The organism is Halomonas sp. SpR1, assembly GCF_031010175.1.
Lineage (GTDB): Bacteria > Pseudomonadota > Gammaproteobacteria > Pseudomonadales > Halomonadaceae > Vreelandella.
In genome coordinates this window covers 266,645-281,054 of record NZ_JAUAMB010000002.1, presented here as the reverse complement: position 1 = coordinate 281,054, position 14,410 = coordinate 266,645, and the positions used below count along the sequence as shown (strand labels likewise).

Sequence of the window (14,410 nt, the reverse complement as noted above, 5' to 3'; positions counted from 1 at the left end):
GCCGTCGGCTAGCACTTCCCCTTGCCGGGCGTGCAGGGGACTTTCACCCCCAAGTCATCCTGAGGCACCACCCCCAGGAACAGCGCCAGTCAAGGCGCTGCGCGCCATGCCTGGCGCACTATAAAAAAGGGCGCCAAGCGGCGCCCAACATCGGACAGAGAGAGTGCTATGTTAAACAAGCGCTTACTTAAAGTTTTTGCGATACATCTTGTCCAGCTCCCCGATGATGCCACTGCGGAAGCTGAGCACACAGACCACAAAGATGATGCCGAGAATCACGCTGACCCAGTTGCCCAGCGGCGACTGCGCCAGGATATGCTGCAGGCTGACCACGATCCCCGCGCCCATCAAGGGGCCCAGCAAGGTGCCTACCCCGCCCAACAGTGTCATCAAAATCACTTCACCCGACATGTGCCAATGCGCATCGGTCAATGAAGCCAGCTGGAACACTACTGTTTTGGTCGAGCCCGCCAACCCCGCCAAACCCGCAGAGATTACAAACGCCACCAGCTTATAAGCATCGGTGTTGTAGCCCAGCGATATTGCGCGGGGCTCATTTTCACGAATGGCTTTTAACACCTGACCAAACGGCGAGTGCACCGTGCGCTGAATCAGCGCGAAGCCAAAGATAAAGATCGCAAAGACAAAGTAGTACATCGCCAGATTGCTGCTCAGGCTGATTACCCCAAACAGCTCACCACGGGGCACGCCATGCAAGCCATCCTCACCGCCGGTAAAGGGCGCCTGGATATAAACAAAGAACATCAACTGCGCCAGCGCCAGCGTTACCATGGCGAAATAGATGCCCTGGCGACGAATGGAGAGCACACCAAATAGCACACCCAACACGGTTGCCAGTAATGTGCCAGCAAGAATACCCAGCTCTGGGGTTAACCCAGGGTAGCTTGCCAACAGGTAGCCGGTTACGTAGCCCCCGGTGGCCAGGAATGCCGCGTGACCAAAAGAGAGCAGCCCCGCATAGCCAAGCAGCAGATTAAATGCGCAGGCGAACAGTGCAAAACAGAGCACTTTCATTAGAAATACGGGGTAGGCCAAAAACGGGGCGACCAAACCCACCACGATCAGGGCCAGATAGAACATGTTGCGGCGAAATTTAGCCCGCTTTTGACGCTCAAGCACCACGGATGGCGCCGCCATTGGTTGAGATTCTGCCATGTTTATGCCTCCTTACCGAACAGCCCTACGGGGCGCAACATGAGCACGAGGATCATGACAAGAAAGATCACCGTATTAGAGGCTTCGGGGTAGTACACCTTGGTTAACCCTTCGATAATCCCCATTGAGAGACCGGTAATAATAGCGCCTAGAATCGAGCCCATACCGCCGATCACCACCACGGCAAAGACCACGATTAACAGGCTTGACCCCATGGTCGGTGAAACCGGATAGAGCGGCGCCGCCAGCACCCCGGCAAACGCGGCCAAGCCCACGCCAAAGCCATAGGTTAGCGTGATCAACAGCGGCACATTAACGCCAAACGCCTGCATCAACTGCGAATTTTCAGTACCTGCACGCAGGTAAGCCCCCAGCCGCGTACGTTCGATCATGAACCAGGTAAATAGGCACATCGCCAGCGCTGCCACCAGCACCCAGGCGCGATAGGTAGGCAGGAACATAAAGCCCAGGTTCAAACCACCCTGAAAAATTTCCGGCGTGGCATAGCGTGCACCAGAGACACCAAAGAAATTGACCAGCGTACCCTCAAAAATCAGCGCTAAACCAAAGGTCAGCAGCAGCCCATAAAGGTGGTCTAAATGGGCGATTCTGCGCAGTAAAAAACGTTCAAGCAGTACACCGAAGGCACCTACCACCAAAGGAACCAGCAGCAGTGCCAGCCAGTAATTAATGCCTAAATAACGAAAGCCTAACAGTGCGGCGAAGGCCCCCAGCATGTATTGCGCCCCATGGGCAAAGTTGACGATCTTCAACAGGCCGAAGATGACCGCCAGGCCCAGGCTTAGCAGTGCGTAAAAGGCACCATTCACAAGGCCCAGCGTTAGCTGCCCCATGAACACGGCCATTGGCACGCCAAATATCATCGTCATAACGCGACTCTCCTCGCCGTCAAGCAGTTGGCGGCCACTTGCCGCCAACTACTCTACACGTCACTTGCGATTGCTTTCTGATCCAGGTGTTGCCTGAAAATCAGTTCTGCACCAATTTGCACTGGCTTTCAGACAGCGGGCGGTAGGCTTCTTCGGCGGGAATGGTGCTGAGGATTTCGTAAAGATCCCACTCACCGGTAGACTCTTCGGGTGTTTTTACCTGAGCAAGGTACATATCGTGAATCATGCGGCCATCTTCACGAATGCTACCGTTACGGGCAAAGAAGTCTTCAATGGGCATTTCTGCCATTTGCGCACGCACGGTTTCCGGGTCGTCGGTGCCAGCCGCTTCAACGGCTTTCAGGTAGTGCATGGTGCTGGAGTAGATGCCCGCTTGAACCATGGTCGGCATGCGGCCTACTTCATCAAAGTAGCGCTGTGCCCATTCGCGGGACTGCTCATCCATATCCCAGTACCAGCCGGTAGTCAGCAGCAGGTTCTGGGTGGCTTCCAGGCCAAGGGCATGAACGTCATTCAAGAAAATCAACAGGCCTGCAAGCTGCTGTCCGGATTGAGTTAAACCAAACTGACTAGCCGTAGTGATAGCGTTAACGGTGTCGGCACCGGCGTTTGCCAGGCCAACAATTTTCGCACCGGAACCTTGCGCCTGAAGAATGTAAGAGGAGAAGTCGTTAGTGGGGAACGGATGACGTACCCCGCCGACAATTTCACCGCCGCTTTCTTCAACGACTTTGGTTACATCGGCCTCAAGTGCATGGCCAAAAGCGTAGTCGGCGGTCAGCATAAACCACGTATCACCGCCCTGCTCTACAACGGCCTTGGCAGTACCATTAGCAAGCGGGTAGGTATCGTAAACCCAGTGGATATGGTTAGGGGTGCAGTGCTCGTTGGTAATGCTAGACGCCGCAGAGCCGGAGACGATGCCCAGACCGTTGTTCTCTTCCAGCACCTTTGTTACCGCAATGGACACAGAAGACGCTACCAGGCCGCCGACCATATCGACGTTATCCTGGTCGATCCAGCCACGCACGGTGTTCGCGCCTACGTCAGCGCTGTTGCGATCGTCGGCACTGGAAATAACGATGGGCGTACCGTTGACGCTGCCGCCAAAATCGGCCACCGCCATCTCCATGGCGGTTAAGCCACCTGGGCCTGCAAGGTCGCGGTAAGTGCCGGACATATCGGCCAGGTAGCCAATACGGACTTCACCATCGCTCATATCCGCCTGGGCGGTGGACACAGCGAGGCTTGAAGCGGCTGCAACGGCGATGCTGGCAGCCAGCGTTTTTTTCATAAAGGTCATGTTCGTCTCCTGGCCCTGGGGGCCTTGTTGTTGTGCAGCTGTTGTATAATTGTTGAGCTGTTGTGTTACGAGGTGCGAATTGCAGTGTTAAGTGGTCATATTGTTTTTTTGTGAACAGAGTAGTGCTGGTATTAAAAGCGTTTAAACAAGGAGCGAGTCGTAGGTAGTCAGTGCGTTATACCCCTAGCATTGAGTTGAGATGTTCCCGCCGCGATGGCAGCTGCGCAGCGCTGATTTCTTCGACAATCTGTCCGTGATCCATCACGAAGTGGCGATCCGCCAGCGGCGCCGCGAAGCGAAAGTTTTGCTCTACGAGCACAATGGTCATACCCCGCTCTTTTAGCTGAACCAGTACTTCGGCCAGTTTCTGCACGATGACCGGGGCAAGCCCTTCGGTAATTTCATCGAGTAGCAGCATCCGTGCACCTGTACGTAGAATGCGTGCCATGGCTAACATCTGCTGCTCGCCACCGGAAAGCCGCGTGCCCTGGCTTCTACGCCGTTCATAGAGGTTCGGAAACATGGCGTAGATTTCGTCCAGGCTCATACCGCCGGAACGCACGGTGGGCGGGAGTAGCAGGTTTTCATGCACATCCAAGCTGGCAAAAATGCCTCGCTCCTCAGGGCAGTAACCAATACCTAATCGTGGGATATGGTGCGGCTTCATGTTTAACGTCTCATTGCCGTTAATCACGATAGAGCCAGTGCGCCGCCCCACCATGTTCATAATTGATTTCAGCGTGGTGCTTCGGCCTGCACCGTTACGCCCCAGCAACGTCACCAGTTCGCCACGCTTCACATCAAAATTGACGCCATGCAGGATATGCGACTCGCCATAAAAGGCGTGAAGATCCTGTACGCGCAACATTTCCAGGCTTTGTGTGTTTTCAATAGGCGTTTGGGCTTCGGCGGTATTCATACAGCTGCTCCCTCCTCTTCTGCGGCGTCGCTGCCCATATAGGCTTCGCGTACCAATGGGTTCCGGGAAACAGCATCGTAATCCCCCTCCGCCAGTACCGCCCCCCGCGCCAGTACGGTAATACGGTCACACAAGCGGCTAACAACGCTAAGATTGTGCTCCACCATTAGCACCGTTCGCCCCTGAGAGACACGTTTAATCAGTGCCACGATGCGATCAACGTCCTCCGCGCCCATGCCCTGGGTTGGCTCATCCAGGAGCATCATGGTGGGATCAAGCGCCAACGTCGTGGCCAGCTCAAGAGCTCGTTTTCGCCCATAGGGCATCTCTACCGTTAAGGTATCGGCGTATTCACGCAGTCCTACTTCTTCAAGCAGCTCAAGGGCGCGCTCGTTAAGGTGATCCAGGGATTTTTCGGACTTCCAAAAATGAAACGATGTACCCAGTTTGCGCTGCAGAGCTACCCGCACGTTCTCAAGCGCCGTCATGTGGGCAAACACCGCGGAGATCTGAAATGAGCGTACCAATCCTAACTGGGCAATTTCGTTGGATTTTTTGCTGGTGATCGACTTGCCACGATACAAAATGTCGCCGCGTGTAGGCGGCAAAAATTTGGTCAACAGATTAAATACCGTGGTTTTACCAGCGCCATTAGGCCCTATCAGTGCGTGTATGTGCCCTTCCTGCACCTGAAGATTGACGTCGTCCACGGCAGTAAAGCCGCGAAACTCTTTGGTTAGCCCTCGGGTTTCGAGGACAGGTCCCTGAAGGACATCGCTTGCACCCATAGAGTGATAAGCCTCTTATTGTTGTTGTGCTGGTAAGGCAGAAACGCCTGCCGCTGCCTTACCTGAACGTAAGGTGTACGTGCAAACTAGCAACTCTCGCTATGGCAATACAATTACAACTTTGGTCTATCGACGATATTTTACTGAATTAACAACCGACTTAAAAACATGCATATCAACAGCTTACGAAATTTCAACGCTTTTCAACTGCTAGCAACTATTGCTTTACGTTAACGTAAACTTGTTTTAGCCTCAGTGGCAGTGTTCCATAGAAGGCATATCTTAGGAATGATCTTTAGGAATTATTGTTAACAACATGCCTTTTTGAGAGAACGTCACCATGAGCAAAACTTACTCGATAAGTGAACTGGCCAGCGAGTTTGATTTAACCACCCGAAGCATTCGCTTCTATGAGGATCAAGAGCTGCTTCACCCCACCCGCCGCGGACAAACCCGGGTGTATAGCAGTAAAGACCGGGTGCGCCTCAAGCTCACTATTCGCGGCAAGCGGCTGGGATTTTCGTTGGCCGAAATTCGCGAGCTATTCGAGCTTTGGGATGAAACCCGCAGCGGCAGCAAGAAGCAGCTGCATTTAATGCTCAGCAAAATAGCCGAGCGCAAGGCAGCTCTCGACCAGCAGATGAAAGACATCACCATGGTGCAGTTAGAGCTTGAAAGCGCCGAAATTCGCTGCCGCCAAGCGTTAGAAGAGCTAAATGAAAAAGGGCCACACGAAACACAAACCGAAGATGAGCGAACGAGCACTTCCGAAAAAACCGCCACCTCCTCTTCCGCCACTATGCACTGACTCGGCGCTCGGTCATCTATTACGCCCGTTCGACTCGCCGACACAGCTAGCCAGCATAGTTAGCAAACACCAATAAATTAGCAACAGGTGATTGACCATGTTTTCACACTACTCAGAACTAAATTTTGGCCTCGACGATGAGCTGAACATGCTGCGTGAGCAGGTCAACGCCTTTGCCGCCAGCGAGATCGCCCCCCGCGCAGCCGAGATCGACCAGAACAATGAGTTTCCCAACGACCTATGGAAGAAGTTCGGCGATATGGGCTTGTTGGGGATTACCGTCTCAGAAGAAGATGGCGGCAGCGGCATGGGCTACCTCGCCCACTGCATCGCCATGGAGGAGATATCCCGGGCCAGCGCCTCGGTGGCGCTCTCCTACGGCGCTCACTCCAACCTGTGCGTCAACCAGATCAAGATCAACGCCTCTGCAGAACAAAAAGCCAAGTACCTGCCAAAGCTGATCAGCGGCGACCACGTAGGCGCCCTGGCCATGTCGGAACCCGGTGCGGGCTCAGACGTGGTCTCCATGCAGCTACGTGCCAAAAAAGACGGCGACCACTACATCCTCAATGGCAACAAGATGTGGATCACCAACGGCCCGGACGCGGATGTGCTTGTGGTCTACGCCAAGACCGACCCAGACGCCGGTTCCAAAGGCATCACTGCCTTTATTATCGAAAAAGGCATGCCCGGTTTCTCCACCGCCCAGAAGCTCGACAAGCTGGGCATGCGCGGCTCAAACACCTGCGAGCTGGTGTTTCAGGACTGCGCTGTGCCTGCTGAAAATATTCTCGGGGCGGAAGGTAAAGGCGTTCGCGTACTGATGAGCGGCCTGGATTACGAGCGCACCGTACTGGCTGCAGGCCCCATTGGCATTATGCAAGCCGCGATGGATGTGGTGATGCCGTATATCCATGAGCGCAAACAGTTCAACCAGTCGATTGGCGAGTTCCAACTGGTTCAGGGCAAAGTGGCGGATATGTACACCACCCTGAACGCCTGTCGCGCCTATTTATATGCCGTCGCGGGCGCCTGTGATCGCGGCCAAACTTCCCGCAAGGACGCTGCGGGGGTGATTCTCTACTGCGCGGAGAAAGCCACCCAGGTGGCGCTGGACTCCATTCAATTGCTCGGTGGCAACGGCTATATCAACGAATACCCCACCGGACGCCTGCTGCGCGACGCCAAGTTGTATGAGATCGGCGCAGGTACCAGCGAGATCCGGCGGATGCTGATTGGCCGCGAACTGTTCACTGAAACCAAATAAAAGGCCGCGCCATGAGCACTGTGAATAGTCAGATCAATCCGCGCAGCGATGTGTTTCAAGCCAATGAAGCGTCGATGCTGGGTGAAGTCAATAAACTGCGTGAGCTAACCGCCGCCGTCGCCCAAGGGGGCGGTGCCAAAGCCCGCGAGCGCCACGAAAGCCGTGGGAAACTGTTTGTGCGTGACCGTATCGATCACTTGATTGATGAAGGCTCGCCATTTTTAGAGTTTTCCGCCCTGGCGGCCCATAACATTTACGACAGTGAAATTCCCGCCGCGGGCGTGGTGACCGGCATTGGCCGCGTTTCCGGCGTCGAGTGTGTGATTGTCGCCAACGACGCCACGGTTAAAGGCGGCACCTACTTTCCGCTCACGGTGAAAAAGCATATTCGCGCCCAGGAGATCGCTCGCAAGCATCGCCTGCCGTGCATTTACCTGGTCGATTCCGGCGGCGCCTTCCTCCCCCGCCAGGATGAAGTCTTCCCCGACCGCGACCACTTCGGGCGCATCTTCTACAACCAGGCGACGATGTCCGCCGAGGGCATTCCGCAAATTGCCGTGGTCATGGGCTCCTGCACCGCGGGCGGCGCCTACGTGCCTGCGATGGCGGATGAGTCGATCATCGTTAAGGAGCAGGGCACGATTTTCCTCGGCGGCCCACCCCTGGTGAAAGCCGCCACCGGCGAAAGTATCAGCGCTGAAGACCTGGGCGGCGCCGACGTGCATGCCAAAGTCAGCGGCGTGGCCGACCACTACGCTGAAAACGACGCCCATGCGCTGCAGCTGGCCCGCGCCTGTGTATCGCGGCTGAACTGGCAAAAGCGCGGCAAGCTTGCCATGCAGCCCCCCAAGCCACCCAAGCTCGACCCTTCCGAGCTATACGGCATCGTCGGCACCGACCTCAAAAAGCCATACGACGTGCGCGAAGTGATTGGTCGTATTGTCGACGACTCCGACTTCGATGAATTCAAGCGCTACTACGGCGACACCCTGGTCACCGGCTTTGCCCATATCCACGGTTACCCGGTAGGCATTGTGGCCAACAACGGCGTGCTGTTTTCCGAAAGCGCCGTGAAAGGCGCGCACTTTATCGAGCTCTGCGCCCAGCGCAAGATTCCGCTGATCTTCCTGCAGAACATTACCGGTTTTATGGTTGGCTCCAAGTACGAGCACGAAGGCATTGCCAAGCACGGCGCCAAGCTGGTCACCGCCGTAGCCTGCGCCAAGGTACCCAAGTACACCGTATTGATTGGCGGCAGCTTCGGCGCCGGTAACTACGGTATGTGTGGCCGCGCCTACGACCCCAACCTGCTGTTTATGTGGCCCAACTCGCGTATTTCTGTGATGGGTGGCGAGCAGGCGGCGGGCGTACTCGCCCAGGTGAAGCGCGAACAGCACGAGCGCGACGGCCGCGAGTGGAGCAAAGAGGACGAAGAAGTCTTCAAGCAGCCCACCCGCGAGCAGTACGAGCACCAGGGCCATCCCTATTACGCCAGCGCCCGCTTATGGGACGACGGCGTGATTGACCCGCTGCAAACCCGCGATGTACTCGGCTTGTCATTAGCCGCTGCGATGAATGCTGAAGTCGAAGAGACACGCTTCGGCGTGTTCCGGATGTAAGGGGCAATCACCATGGCTTACTCAACACTCATCATAGAAAACGGCGTAGCACGCCTGACCTTAAACCGGCCCGAGGTGCATAACGCCTTTGACGATAGTTTGATCGCCGAGCTGAATGAACACCTCAACCAGTTGCATACACTTGCTGAAGCTGGCGAAGTGCGCGCGGTAGTACTGGGGTCAGAAGGCAAAAGCTTCTCCGCGGGTGCCGACCTGAACTGGATGAAGCGCATGGTCGATTACGACCTGGAGGATAACCTCGCGGATTCCCGCAAGCTTGCCGCATTGATGCACGGACTCGACACACTGCCCTGCCCCACGGTTTGCCGCGTTCAAGGGGCTGCCTTTGGCGGCGCAGTGGGCCTTGCCGCCTGCTGTGATGTAGTGATTGCATCAGGGAAAGCCAAGTTCTGTCTATCGGAAGTCAAGATTGGCCTTTCGCCCGCCGTCATCAGCCCCTACGTGCAGCGCGCCCTGGGCGAACGGCAGATGCGTCGCTATGCGCTAACCACCGAGGTGATAGATGCGGAAATGGCGCTCGCTCTTGGTCTAGTCCACCTGGTAGTGGAGCACGATAAGTTAGACGACGAGGTGGACACCATGCTGGCAACGCTGTTGGCAGGCTCGCCTCAAGCCCAGCGCGCTACCAAAGCGCTAATGGCCACGGTGGCTCAAGCGCGCGACAGTGACGACACCCGCGAGCATACCTGCCAGGTAATCGCCAAGCTGCGCGTCAGCCAAGAGGGGCAAGAGGGTTTATCCAGCTTCTTTGAAAAGCGCCGCCCCGATTGGGCCGAACCTAACAAAACACCTAACGCTTCGGAGCGTCGCTCATGAGTCATTCGCCCACTAACGCAAAAGACGAAAAAGCTGAAAACGCCGCTCGCACAACGCCTTTTGATACCTTGCTGGTCGTCAACCGCGGTGAGATCGCCTGCCGTGTAATGCGCACTGCGCGCCGTATGGGGCTGAAAACCGTGGCGGTCTACTCTGACGCCGATGCCAGCGCCCGGCACGTACGCGAAGCCGATGAGGCCGTGCGTTTAGGCCCCGCTGCTGCTCGCGAAAGCTACCTTAATATTGATGCCGTCATCGACGCCGCCAAGCGAACAGGCACCGGCGCGATTCACCCTGGCTACGGCTTTTTGTCTGAAAACGGCAGCTTCGTTAAGGCCCTTGAAGAAGCAGGCATTACCTTTGTCGGCCCGCCCGCCTCGGCGATTGCCGCCATGGGCGATAAATCTGCCGCCAAAGCCCGCATGGCCAATGCTGGTGTGCCGCTGGTACCGGGCTACCACGGCGACGACCAAGACGACGCTCTGCTACGTAGCGAAGCCGATAAGATCGGCTACCCGGTGATGCTCAAAGCCAGCGCCGGTGGAGGTGGTAAAGGCATGCGCGTGGTGGAAAACGGTGATGGTTTTCAGGCTGCATTAGACGGCTGCCGCCGCGAGTCGAAAGCCGCCTTCGGCGACGACCGTATGCTGATCGAAAAATACTTGGTGCAGCCACGCCATGTGGAAGTGCAGGTGTTCTGCGACCGTCACGGCAACGGCGTGTATCTGTTCGAGCGGGACTGCAGCGTTCAGCGCCGCCACCAAAAAGTCATCGAAGAAGCTCCCGCCCCTGGCATGACCGCGGAGCTGCGCAGCGCCATGGGCGATGCTGCCGTGCGCGCCGCCCAAGAGATCGGCTACGTGGGCGCGGGCACCGTGGAATTTCTATTAGATGCGGACGGATCGTTCTACTTTATGGAGATGAACACCCGTCTTCAGGTTGAACACCCGGTCACGGAAATGATTACCGGCCAGGATCTGGTCGAGTGGCAGCTACGCGTTGCCATGGGCGAGCCGCTGCCCTGCCGACAGGATGAACTGACCATCACCGGCCACAGCTTTGAGGCGCGTATTTACGCCGAAGACCCGGATCAGGATTTCCTACCCGCCACCGGCCTGCTCAACCGCTTTGCACTGGATTTAGAAGGTGCGGGCTTGAGCGCTGACCAAGTACGCCTGGACAGCGGCGTAGAGAGCGGCGATGCAGTCTCCATGCATTACGACCCGATGCTCGCCAAACTGATTGTTCACGGTGCCGATCGCGATGCGGCGCTGGCCACCCTTAACCGGGCTCTGGCGGCGCTGGACGTGCAGGGCGTAGTGACCAACCGCGCCTTCTTGATGCGTCTGGCCACTCACCCGGGCTTTAAGAACGTGGAGCTGGACACCCGCTTTATTGAACGTAATGAAGCCACACTGTTTGCCCCGCGCACCTACAGCATGGAGGCTTACGCCAGCGCGGCGCTGATTGGCCTGAATCAACTCGCCCAGGAGTGTGAAAGCGACTCCCCCTGGGATCGCCACGATGGCTTCCGCCTGAATGCACCCCACACCATTCGCATCGCCCTGTGTGACCCGGCAAGTGCCCAAGCGCCGGATAGCGATGAGGCGGTAGTGATCGTCGAAGGTAAACGCAGCGCGAGCGAATCACTGTGGAACCTTACTATCGGCGATGAGACCCTCACCGCGAGCCTGCAGCCCCTGACCGGTGATGCGGTCGCCGTCACCTTGAACGGCCACCGCCGCCGCCTGCAGGCGCGCCGCGACGGTCATGTAGTGGTGATGGCTGACCCCAGCGGTGAAACCCGCCTATTCTGGCGGCGCATCGATGCCATCGATCACGGCCACCACGAAGCAGAGTCCACCCTAACAGCACCCATGAACGGCACCGTCGTTGCCCTGCTGGTGGAACCCGGCGTGGCGGTTGAGAAAGGCATGCCGCTGATGGTGATGGAGGCCATGAAAATGGAGCACACCATGACGGCCCCTGCCAATGGCAGCGTCGAATCGTTCCACTTCGAGGCTGGCGACACAGTCAGCCAGGGCGCCGTGCTGCTCGACTTTGCCGCTAACGAATAGGAGCTCACCCTATGCCACTGCCTACCTCCGTTAAGCTGTTCGAGATGGCCCCCCGTGACGGCCTGCAAAACGAGCCAGGGGCCATCGTGCCGACCGCGACTAAAATTGCCCTGATCGAACGGCTTGCCAAAGCGGGTATCGCGCATATTGAAGCCGCCAGTTTCGTGTCACCCAAGTGGGTACCGCAAATGGGTGACGCCGTCGAAGTGATGGCGGGCATCCAGCGTCAGCCCGGCGTGGTCTACTCTGCGCTGACGCCCAACCTGAAAGGGCTGGAAAACGCCCTTACGGTTGGCGTGGAAGAGGTGGCGGTATTTGGTGCGGCGTCTGAAGCTTTTTCACAAAAAAACATCAACTGCTCCATTGCTGAGTCACTGACCCGTTTCGAGCCAGTACTCGATCGTGCCCGGGATGCGGGTGTGCGCGTGCGTGGCTACGTCTCCTGTGTATTGGGCTGCCCCTATGAAGGCGATATCGATCCCAGCAAAGTGGCCGAGGTGGCCAAGGCGCTTTATGAGATGGGCTGCTACGAGGTATCACTGGGCGACACCATCGGCGTAGGGACACCACTGGCCGCCAAGCGCATGATTGAAGCCGTTCAGCAGCAGGTGCCTATAGAGTTCCTGGCCGCTCACTTCCACGACACCTACGGCATGGCGCTGGCCAACCTGTACGCGGTAATGGAAGAGGGCGTCAGCGTGATTGACGCTGCTACAGCAGGTCTCGGCGGCTGCCCCTACGCCAAGGGCGCCTCCGGCAACGTAGCCACCGAAGACGTGCTCTATCTGCTTGAAGGGCTAGGCATTGAAACGGGCATCGACCTACAGGCGGTAATTGATACTGGCTTTTGGATCACCGGCGAACTAGGCCGCAAGCCGAGCGCCAAAGTCGCCCTGGCAAAAGGCCCTAGCCATTAAAATTCGAAATAGAACAATAAAAGCAGCTAACTACCCTCTGCCTTCCCGCTCGGACAAGAAAAATATCGGAGAGTCTTAACATGGCATCATCTGCTCTTACCCAACCCAGCTACTCCAGCAGCATGGCGGACAAGCCACTGCTAGGTATGACCATTGGCGATAAATTCGACCAGATCGCGTCCCAGTATGCTGATAACGATGCGCTGATCGTTGTGCACCAGAACATTCACTGGAGCTATCGCCAACTCCAGGAAGAGGTCAACCGCTGTGCCCGCGCCTTGCTCGCTATCGGTGTCAACAAAGGCGACCGAGTGGCCATTTGGGCACCCAACTGCAGCGAATGGACACTCACCCAGTTTGCTACCGCCAAAATTGGCGCCATTCTGGTCAATATTAATCCTTCTTACCGTACCCATGAATTGGAGTACGCGCTGAATCAATCCGGCGCTCGTTTTCTGGTCACCGCCAATAGTTTCAAAAGCTCTGACTACAGCGCCATGCTATATGAGCTGGCTCCAGAACTTAGTAGTTGCGCTGAAGGTGAACTGAAGTCGCAAAAGCTGCCTGATCTTGAGTGCATTATTAATTTAAGTAGTGAAAAACTCAGTGGCATGTGGCGCTGGTCTGACCTGATGGAAGAAGCTAACAAAGTTAGTCAAACCGATGTGGACGACCTGCAGGCGACGCTGCAGTTTGATGACGCCATTAATATTCAGTACACCTCAGGCACCACCGGCTTTCCCAAAGGCGCCACACTCTCCCACCACAATATTCTCAACAACGGCTTTTTCGTGGCGGAGAGTATGGGCTTTACCAGCAAAGATCGCCTGGTGATCCCGGTGCCGCTTTACCACTGCTTTGGCATGGTCATGGGCAACTTAGGCTGCGTGACCCACGGCGCTACCATGATCTACCCGGATGAAGGTTTTGACCCCGGCAAAGTGCTAAAGGCGGTTCATGAGCAAAAAGCCACCGCGCTATACGGGGTGCCGACCATGTTTATCGCTGAGCTGGATCACCCAGACTTCCCTAGCACCGACCTCTCATCACTGCGCACCGGCATCATGGCAGGCTCCATCTGCCCCGCGGAGATCATGAAGCAGGTGATCAACAAGATGAACATGAAGGGCGTACAGATCGCCTACGGCATGACCGAAACCAGCCCGGTATCTACCCAGACCGGCGCCAATGACAGTATTGATAAGCGCGTTTCCACCGTAGGCCGCACGCAGCCCCACCTGGAAAACAAAATCGTCGACCCCGGCAACGGCGGCATTCTGCCTAGGGGTGAGATCGGCGAGCTATGTACCCGTGGCTACAGCGTGATGCTGAAGTACTGGAACAATGATAAAGCCACCGCCGAGGCCATCGACGAAGCGGGCTGGATGCACACCGGCGACCTGGCCACCATGGATGAAGAGGGCTACATCCAGATCGTCGGTCGCATAAAAGATATGGTGATTCGCGGCGGCGAGAACGTCTATCCCAAAGAGATCGAGGAGTTCTTATACGCCCACCCGGCGATCTCCGAAGTGCAGGTCACCGGCGTTCCCGACAAGAAGTACGGCGAAGAACTGATTGCCTGGGTAAAACTCAACAGCACTGCGGGTGAGGTGAGCGGCGAGGAGCTGCGCGAGTACTGCAAGGGCAAGATCACTCACTTCAAAATACCGCGCTACTTCAAGTTCGTTGACGAATTCCCAATGACCGTCACCGGCAAAATTCAGAAATTCAAGATGCGGGAAATTTCCATCCAAGAGCTGGGCTTGGATCAAGATTCGTAAGCG

At 56.6% G+C, this 14,410-nt stretch carries 13 protein-coding genes; 8 read left to right on the top strand and 5 right to left on the bottom strand.

The genetic code is table 11. The annotated features are described in order from the left end of the window. On the top strand, positions 1-191 hold a 191-nt coding region (locus QT231_RS03130; RefSeq protein WP_308335467.1), incomplete at its 5' end, for a hypothetical protein. Here QT231_RS03130 and QT231_RS03125 read toward each other — a convergent pair. The 5 genes from QT231_RS03125 to QT231_RS03105 form a co-directional block, all read right to left on the bottom strand. Beyond that, the gene (locus tag QT231_RS03125) at positions 184-1,176 is read right to left on the bottom strand and encodes a branched-chain amino acid ABC transporter permease (protein ID WP_308335466.1); all 993 of its coding nucleotides are present in this window, start codon (positions 1,174-1,176) and stop codon (positions 184-186) included. The two genes, QT231_RS03130 and QT231_RS03125, sit on opposite strands and share 8 nt — an antisense overlap. 2 nt (positions 1,177-1,178) lie before the next feature. Next, entirely contained in the window at positions 1,179-2,066 is an 888-nt protein-coding gene (locus QT231_RS03120; RefSeq protein WP_308335465.1) for a branched-chain amino acid ABC transporter permease, read from the bottom strand. A gap of 100 nt (positions 2,067-2,166) precedes the next feature. Continuing rightward, on the bottom strand, positions 2,167-3,390 hold the full coding sequence (locus QT231_RS03115) for an ABC transporter substrate-binding protein (RefSeq protein ID WP_308335464.1): 1,224 nt from the start codon (positions 3,388-3,390) through the stop codon (positions 2,167-2,169). Between the two features lie 175 nt (positions 3,391-3,565). After that, entirely contained in the window at positions 3,566-4,309 is a 744-nt protein-coding gene (locus QT231_RS03110; RefSeq protein ID WP_308335463.1) for an ABC transporter ATP-binding protein, read from the bottom strand. Continuing rightward, on the bottom strand, positions 4,306-5,097 hold the full coding sequence (locus tag QT231_RS03105; protein WP_308335462.1) for an ABC transporter ATP-binding protein: 792 nt from the start codon (positions 5,095-5,097) through the stop codon (positions 4,306-4,308). Before QT231_RS03105 ends, QT231_RS03110 begins: the two co-directional genes overlap by 4 nt. A 340-nt stretch (positions 5,098-5,437) precedes the next feature. Between QT231_RS03105 and QT231_RS03100 the strand changes: the two genes are divergently transcribed. The 7 genes from QT231_RS03100 (at position 5,438) to QT231_RS03070 (ending at position 14,407) form a co-directional block, all read left to right on the top strand. Continuing rightward, on the top strand, positions 5,438-5,905 hold the full coding sequence (locus tag QT231_RS03100; RefSeq protein WP_308335461.1) for a MerR family DNA-binding transcriptional regulator: 468 nt from the start codon (positions 5,438-5,440) through the stop codon (positions 5,903-5,905). Positions 5,906-6,002: 97 nt separating this feature from the next. After that, positions 6,003-7,172 (top strand): isovaleryl-CoA dehydrogenase, encoded by a 1,170-nt coding sequence (locus QT231_RS03095; RefSeq protein ID WP_308335460.1) that lies wholly within the window; start codon positions 6,003-6,005, stop codon positions 7,170-7,172. Between the two features lie 11 nt (positions 7,173-7,183). After that, positions 7,184-8,791 (top strand): carboxyl transferase domain-containing protein, encoded by a 1,608-nt coding sequence (locus tag QT231_RS03090; protein WP_308335459.1) that lies wholly within the window; start codon positions 7,184-7,186, stop codon positions 8,789-8,791. Between the two features lie 12 nt (positions 8,792-8,803). Further along, a complete protein-coding gene (locus QT231_RS03085) occupies positions 8,804-9,628 on the top strand; it encodes an enoyl-CoA hydratase/isomerase family protein (RefSeq protein ID WP_308335458.1) in 825 nt (274 codons plus the stop codon). Continuing rightward, positions 9,625-11,706: an acetyl/propionyl/methylcrotonyl-CoA carboxylase subunit alpha gene (locus QT231_RS03080; RefSeq protein ID WP_308335457.1), complete on the top strand. Its 2,082-nt coding sequence runs from the start codon at positions 9,625-9,627 to the stop codon at positions 11,704-11,706. Before QT231_RS03085 ends, QT231_RS03080 begins: the two co-directional genes overlap by 4 nt. 11 nt (positions 11,707-11,717) lie before the next feature. After that, on the top strand, positions 11,718-12,623 hold the full coding sequence (locus QT231_RS03075; protein ID WP_308335456.1) for a hydroxymethylglutaryl-CoA lyase: 906 nt from the start codon (positions 11,718-11,720) through the stop codon (positions 12,621-12,623). 80 nt (positions 12,624-12,703) lie between these two features. Beyond that, on the top strand, positions 12,704-14,407 hold the full coding sequence (locus QT231_RS03070) for an AMP-binding protein (protein ID WP_308335455.1): 1,704 nt from the start codon (positions 12,704-12,706) through the stop codon (positions 14,405-14,407). Positions 14,408-14,410: the final 3 nt, after the last annotated feature.

What these genes read in the sequence shown, in the direction of transcription:
- QT231_RS03105 (WP_308335462.1), bottom strand. Translation starts at nt 5,097, where the DNA reads ATGGGTGCAAGCGATGTCCTTCAGGGACCTGTCCTCGAAACCCGAGGG.
- QT231_RS03115 (WP_308335464.1), bottom strand. Translation starts at nt 3,390, where the DNA reads ATGACCTTTATGAAAAAAACGCTGGCTGCCAGCATCGCCGTTGCAGCC.
- QT231_RS03125 (WP_308335466.1), bottom strand. Translation starts at nt 1,176, where the DNA reads ATGGCAGAATCTCAACCAATGGCGGCGCCATCCGTGGTGCTTGAGCGT.
- QT231_RS03095 (WP_308335460.1), top strand. Translation starts at nt 6,003, where the DNA reads ATGTTTTCACACTACTCAGAACTAAATTTTGGCCTCGACGATGAGCTG.
- QT231_RS03070 (WP_308335455.1), top strand. Translation starts at nt 12,704, where the DNA reads ATGGCATCATCTGCTCTTACCCAACCCAGCTACTCCAGCAGCATGGCG.
- QT231_RS03100 (WP_308335461.1), top strand. Translation starts at nt 5,438, where the DNA reads ATGAGCAAAACTTACTCGATAAGTGAACTGGCCAGCGAGTTTGATTTA.
- QT231_RS03075 (WP_308335456.1), top strand. Translation starts at nt 11,718, where the DNA reads ATGCCACTGCCTACCTCCGTTAAGCTGTTCGAGATGGCCCCCCGTGAC.
- QT231_RS03080 (WP_308335457.1), top strand. Translation starts at nt 9,625, where the DNA reads ATGAGTCATTCGCCCACTAACGCAAAAGACGAAAAAGCTGAAAACGCC.
- QT231_RS03090 (WP_308335459.1), top strand. Translation starts at nt 7,184, where the DNA reads ATGAGCACTGTGAATAGTCAGATCAATCCGCGCAGCGATGTGTTTCAA.
- QT231_RS03120 (WP_308335465.1), bottom strand. Translation starts at nt 2,066, where the DNA reads ATGACGATGATATTTGGCGTGCCAATGGCCGTGTTCATGGGGCAGCTA.
- QT231_RS03110 (WP_308335463.1), bottom strand. Translation starts at nt 4,309, where the DNA reads ATGAATACCGCCGAAGCCCAAACGCCTATTGAAAACACACAAAGCCTG.
- QT231_RS03085 (WP_308335458.1), top strand. Translation starts at nt 8,804, where the DNA reads ATGGCTTACTCAACACTCATCATAGAAAACGGCGTAGCACGCCTGACC.